This is a genomic window from Nonomuraea aurantiaca (assembly GCF_020215705.1).
Taxonomy (GTDB): domain Bacteria; phylum Actinomycetota; class Actinomycetes; order Streptosporangiales; family Streptosporangiaceae; genus Nonomuraea; species Nonomuraea aurantiaca.
This window is the reverse complement of sequence record NZ_JAIWNB010000084.1, coordinates 1-5,762: the sequence shown is the minus strand read 5'-3', so window position 1 is coordinate 5,762 and position 5,762 is coordinate 1. Positions and strand designations below refer to the sequence as shown.

Annotated in this window: 5 protein-coding genes and 2 pseudogenes; 3 read left to right on the top strand and 4 right to left on the bottom strand. The window is 65.7% G+C overall.

What is annotated here, in order from left to right; translation table 11 throughout:
• Window positions 1-435: 435 nt before the first annotated feature.
• The 4 genes and pseudogenes from LDL49_RS56040 to LDL49_RS56025 all read right to left on the bottom strand — a co-directional run.
• A pseudogene (locus LDL49_RS56040) lies at window positions 436-745 on the bottom strand (IS5/IS1182 family transposase); the annotation flags it as partial.
• Between the two features lie 385 nt (window positions 746-1,130).
• Window positions 1,131-1,622, bottom strand: coding sequence for a hypothetical protein (locus tag LDL49_RS56035; protein ID WP_225303122.1), 492 nt, complete (start codon window positions 1,620-1,622; stop codon window positions 1,131-1,133).
• 828 nt (window positions 1,623-2,450) lie between these two features.
• Entirely contained in the window at window positions 2,451-2,921 is a 471-nt protein-coding gene (locus LDL49_RS56030; protein ID WP_225303121.1) for a hypothetical protein, read from the bottom strand.
• A 34-nt stretch (window positions 2,922-2,955) separates the two neighbouring features.
• Window positions 2,956-3,381, bottom strand: coding sequence for a hypothetical protein (locus LDL49_RS56025; protein ID WP_225303120.1), 426 nt, complete (start codon window positions 3,379-3,381; stop codon window positions 2,956-2,958).
• Between the two features lie 329 nt (window positions 3,382-3,710).
• Between LDL49_RS56025 and LDL49_RS56020 the strand changes: the two genes are divergently transcribed.
• The 3 genes and pseudogenes from LDL49_RS56020 (at window position 3,711) to LDL49_RS56010 (ending at window position 5,479) form a co-directional block, all read left to right on the top strand.
• Window positions 3,711-3,920, top strand: a complete 210-nt coding sequence (locus LDL49_RS56020) for a hypothetical protein (protein ID WP_225303119.1) — start codon at window positions 3,711-3,713, stop codon at window positions 3,918-3,920.
• Window positions 3,921-4,067: 147 nt separating this feature from the next.
• On the top strand, window positions 4,068-4,331 hold the full coding sequence (locus LDL49_RS56015; protein WP_225303118.1) for a hypothetical protein: 264 nt from the start codon (window positions 4,068-4,070) through the stop codon (window positions 4,329-4,331).
• Between the two features lie 11 nt (window positions 4,332-4,342).
• Window positions 4,343-5,479: pseudogene (locus LDL49_RS56010) on the top strand (Tn3 family transposase).
• Window positions 5,480-5,762: the final 283 nt, after the last annotated feature.

The following is a 5,762-nucleotide window of genomic DNA, read 5'->3' as shown; positions in this document are numbered from 1 at the left end:
GCCGACATGCCAATCAGCCGAGCTCGTTCGGCTTCGGTCAGATGGATCTCCGCCGCCGGCGGTCCAGAATGCGCCATATCCATCAGAATACAAATTTATCCGCCGCTTTTCCGGCGCAGAATACTAGGGCGGAGCCAGGCGCGCACGGCCGGGTGCTCAAGGCCGCGCGGCATCGTGGACAACGCCATGATCGCCAACAGGGTTCCGGCAGGAGGGAACGTGCCCGGATCACACGCCCGGTGGACCCGGTCTTCGAGCGCGCCGACATGAAGCCAGCCCGGTCCTTCCGTTCTAGTGGTCGTCGCAACACCCTGCCGAAGGGATGCTCGGATTTCCTAGAGTTGGTGAACTCTTCCTGCAGGTCAGAGAGAAATGATCTCTTCTGTCACGGAGGGCAAGTTGACTGGAGGTCGAGGCCCAAGCCGGCCTGCTCTGCGCGCCCGGAAGCGCGGGCGAGGCCCACACCAGCCGGCCCACCGGATCGGCCGGCAGTTGCACGTTCATCCCGTACTGCTGGTGTTTCCCGCTGTAGGACGGCCGCTCGTCGGCGAGGCGGCTGATCGGGATGAGAGTGTCGTCCAGGATGGCGCCAACCGAGCTGTTCGCGCCGTGGCGGCATGCACGTCGTCGGCCAGGACGGCCACAAGGTCCACGGCTTCGCGGACGTAGCGCCAGGCGGTGATGGTGCCGTGCCGATGGCGAAGCCGGCCGCCAGGCTCGCGTGAGTGTCGCCGTTACGCAAGGCGTCGAGGTCAAGCCAACGCGGTATTGACTCGCTCGCCTGGTCGGGAGGAAGGCTGGGGTTACTGTTGATCATTGGGAGGCGAACGGGGAGCCACTGCTGGACGGTCTCGGTCACGTCCCCTTGTTCGCCCGAAGCGCTGCGCTCTGCCGCCCTGGCTCTGTGTAGCTCGGCCAGGACTCCAACGCCCCACTCCAGCTTGGTTACGCGGGCTCGCAGCATCCAAGCCCCTGGTGATGACGGCGGGCAATCCCCGGATTCGCGGTCGTCCAGGCGCGGCCGTACATCCGGGGATTGCACGGCCTTCCGCCTCCCGGACCGTTGAATCAGCGCACAACCGGAAACCGCATTGACACCGGAATCCGTTGTGCGTCTCTCATTCTCGCAGCTATGTGCCTCGACTGTCACAGCTGGTGAGGTCGTCGGGGGCGTTGTGCGGGTGAAGACACGAGCCCCACTTGTAAATCCCCGACACAACCTGCCCCGGCCAGCCGCCCGCAATAGTTACCGTTTCCCAGTTGGGATTGTCGGGGTCCAGTGAGCTGCTGTGCCAGTAGTATCCATTGGGATAACTACCCTTGGGGTCGAGGCAGTCGGACCAGTGGTACCAGCCTTCCCCCAGAAATATGTCCGGCCTCGTAAAGTTCACGTTGCCGGCATAGACGTGTGCCCAGAGATAATGGTCGGCCTTCAGATAGATTCGCCGGTCCACGCACGAGGTGGGGTCCGAGTCGATCGGGGCTTTGGTCAAAAACTGCTCTTTGAGGTTGTACGCCGTCCAATTGACGGCTGCGGCAGCAGGTGCGACCGTTGACGCCGTTAAGGCGAGCAATCCGCCGACAAGGGCGAGACTGAGAGTACGGAGTCTCCACGACTTCATTGTTCAATGTTATGACACAGTCGACAGATAGCAAAAGTGCTAAAACTGTCAATTTTCGCCTGTTTCAGGCCATGCCACGCCACGGAAATGAGCAACGCCGGGCCCTTTCGTCCTGGGGTAACGGCCGTCTTCGATGAACTGGAGGATGAGGATGGCTTGCACGAGCGCCGTGCAGTGCCGCGATGCCTGCTCGGCTGGACCACCATCGCCTCCGCCACCGACTACCACCACAGCCACCCAGCCGACAGTCTGCAGCTGCTCGGTCTCACGCGTGAGAACGCTTCAGCCCTGCGCCCGCCCGCCAAGCCGGCGGTCTCGCCCGTCAAGCCATGGAAGGCGGAGACTCACGCTACGAGCAGACGGAGGCCGAGATCCGCCGCCTCGAGGTCGGCGAGGTCGCCGTCGCGCTCGGTCCACCGGCCGGAGTCGAGGTCGTCGCCGAGGCTTCGCACCCGCCCGCCGCTCGGCCTCCGGCCCGACCCTCGTCCACACCGACATCGCACGGCGTACGTGATCCTCCAGGTACGCCGCCGAGCGGCGCCAGTACGCCTCGAACAGGCCATCAGCGCAGTCCCACGGGATGGGCACCGGCTCGGCGCGGGCGCGATCGCGTCGGCCGTGCCACCCAGCGATCGCGTCGGCCGTGCCACCCAGCGAGCGAAATTCCGCGAGGACGCCGGCGAACTCGGGCAGGCCGTCGCGGGTGAGCCAGAACTGGTCCTGCCAGCCGGGCTCGTCGGTGTCGAACGAAAATTGAAGTGCTGGGAAGATCCGCACTCAAAGCACTGATTTTCCGCGACCGTGGCCGAAACACGACAGAGCCTCCGATCAGAGCACGTGCTCAAGCACGAGGTCGGCAACCCGCTCAACGGTCACCGTCGTGACCACCTCCAGCGTGGCGGACACCCTGAGCAAGGGCTCCACCGCCTCGGGGTGGTGGAGCGTCTCGGCGAGCTCGGCCGGATCCCACGCGTGGGCGGCTACGACGAGGACATCCGACACGCCGACGAGCTCTCCAGGGGACAGCTCCAGCTCATCGCCCTCGTCCGCGCCTATCTCTCCCGTGACGCCCATGTGGTGATCCTCGACGAGGGCACCTGTCACCTGGACCCCCCAGCTGAAGCAAGAGCGGAGGTCGCGTTCGCCGCCCGAGGCCATACTCTGATCGTCGTTGCCCACCGCCTGGCGTCCGCCGCCCGAGCGGACCGCGTGCTGGTTCTGGATGGCTCTTCCGCCCGGCTCGCGTGAGCGGTAGGTGCGCCGGTCTCCCGACGGCGCCGCGGAGTACTCGCCGAGCACGGCAATCTGTGGATCCAGGCTCAGATGAAGGGCCTCACTGCGAATCCAGATAGGAGCCCCAATCGCGGGTGCCCGATATGGTCACCAACCGGCCGCCGGAGACACTCACCATCTCCCAGGCGGGGTTGTCGGGATTCAGCGTCGAGGTGTGCCAGTACCTTTCGTTTTGAGGGTCGAGGCAGTCGGTCCAGGCGTACCAGCCCGACCCTACATAAAAGCTCGCACGCTTGACGACCACGGAGTCCGCCATGAACAGCGCCCAATCATAGTGACCGGCGCCCAGGTAGATCCGGCGGCTCACGCATGTGGTGGCCCACGAATCGACTGGATAGGCCCCCAGATATTGGCTCTTCGAATTATAGGCGGTCGGATTCGGATTGGCGGCGGCGGGTGCGGCGGACAACACCGTCGAGCCGAGTAGCGCGCCTATGAGAGTGGCGAGCTTCCAGCGGATCACCATATTCCTTGACGCTCGGGAATCATTGCGGCGGACACTTGTGAGGGAGCGTGCCGCCGACATGGCCAGAGTGAATTCCACGCTTCCATGTGCGACCAGGGTCGGCAGCCTACAGATACGCGCCAGGCGAGAGAAGTCCGAAACCTGTCAGCCTTCGCCGTTTTTCCGCCAAGGCCCCGTCAGCTTGTTCAGGCTCAGGAAACGCTGACGTCTCTCGGCGATACCGATCCCGGCATCCGAGGCAGCCCTTTCGGCGGGGGAGGACAGGTACTCGGCCGCAGCCTGTACAGGCTGATGAGGACGACGGCGATCTGGAGTGGCGAGCGGAGCTGGTGGAGCGCTATGGCACCGTTAAGCCGTTCATCGAGCAACTGGCCTCGGTCATCCCATGGGGAGAGACGGCGGCCGGCTCACCGATCGTCGCCGCGGTGAAGGCGCCGCAGATCGACAGGCCCGCCGACGTCTTCGCCATCCTGGAGGCCTGCGTCTGGCCCTGCGCCGCCGCGGCGTGTACGCGGTGGGCGCGACAAGTGGAGCGCTGATCGAGGAGCGGCTGGGGTTCGCGAGCGTTCCTTGGTGCTGACGGCGCTGGCCTGCAGGCCGATCCGCGCGCGCATCTGCGAGAGCCGGCCGACCTCGTCGACGACGCCTACACCCACGTCGCCGCCGGGCTGGCTGCGAACGCGTCGGTGAACATCAAGGGCGGCAAGCTGCACCTGTCCCGGCTGAAGGCCGCCCCGGTGCCGGAGGGCTTCAAGGCCGTGCACGACGCGGTCGCGGCGATGCTGCCGCGCATCGACTACCCCGAGCTGCTGCTGGAGACGCACAACAAGACCGGCATGTTCGACCGCATGCACCGCATCTCCGACTCGCACCTGCGCCGCGATGACCTCGACATCACCCTGGCCGCGCTCACCGTGGCCCGCTCGTGCAATGTGGCCTGGTGCCGGTGATCAAAGAGGGGATGCCGGCGCTGGCCGAGCAGCGGCTGCTGGGCGTGGAGAAGGGCTACTTCCACGGTGAGGGCATCGCCGGGGCCTCTGCCCGCCTGGTCGACAAGCAGGCGGGCATCGGCATCACCGCCGACTGGGGCGGCGGGCTGGTGGCCTCGGTGGACGGCATGCGCTTCGTCGTGCCGCTCAGCTCCCTGCACGCCCGGCCCTCGCCGCTCTACTGGGGGATCGGCAAGCGCGCACGCGGCTCGACCTGGCTGAACACAGTATCTGACACGGTGATGGGGCTCGGCGGGCTGCTGGTGCCCGGCACACTGCGCGACTCGCTGTTCATCCTGGACGCCATTCACCGCCTGGACGCCGCCGAGCACCCCGAGGTAATCACCACCGATCAGGGCAGCTACAGCGACGTCGTGTATGGCCTGTTCGCGATCTGCGGTTATCAGTTCGCGCCGCGGCACGCCGACATCACCGACACTCAGCTGTGGTGGGTCGACACTGCGATGCTGGAGGGCACCCTGACCCGCGATCACAGGTCCGGCAACACCTGGGGCGACTTCAACACCCTGGGGCTGCGCCGGGTGTCGCTGCCGGCGATCGTGCAGCACTGAGACGACATGGTGCGGGTGACCGGCTCGCTGACCACCCATCAGGTCCACGCCTACGACCTGATCCGGATGATGATGGCCGACGGCCGCCTGACCGGTCTCGGGACCGCATTCGCCCACTACGGACGGATCTTCAAAGCGCTCCACCTGCTTCAGGTCATCCATGTCGAGGAGTACCGCAGGATGATCGGAGCCCAGCTCAACATCGGCGAGTCCCGCCACACCCTGGCCCGCCCCGTCTTCTTCGGCAACCTCGGCCGCCTGACCACGGGATATGAACGCGGCATGGAGGACCAGGTGGGCGCGCTCGGCCTCGGGCTGAACGCCATAATCTGGTGGAATTCGCTCTACATCGATGCAGCCGTCAAGAAGCTGGACAGCGGGCTTGATCGCATACGGCGCGGGGTGACCTCTTCATGCAACAAACCCCCTGTAGAACGGCGGTTCCTACACCAAGCCGTCCACGGGAGCCTCGTTGTCCGTGCAGGGTGTCATGCCGCCGGTCCTGTCAGCCATCATCACCCTTGTCGACAGCTCTGACCAGCACAAACTCTCTCGTGATGGAGAGGCCATGGACCTGGGCGACCTGCGGCAATCACCCGCTGTCCGGTATCGCGATGCGAGCCGACCTGTTCGCATGTGTTGCGTGGTTTCCGGCGTTTCCTCGCTGGCTGACAGAGCCGGGCGCAGCGTTGGCTAGTGCTGTGACCGGAAACGATCGCCGGGTTGGATGACGAGGCTTCAGGCTGCGGAAGTCAGAGGTCGGCCGCCCCAGCGGATGCCTTTCTCGCTTCGGATGCGGGCGCGTTCGCGGCGTTGGGCG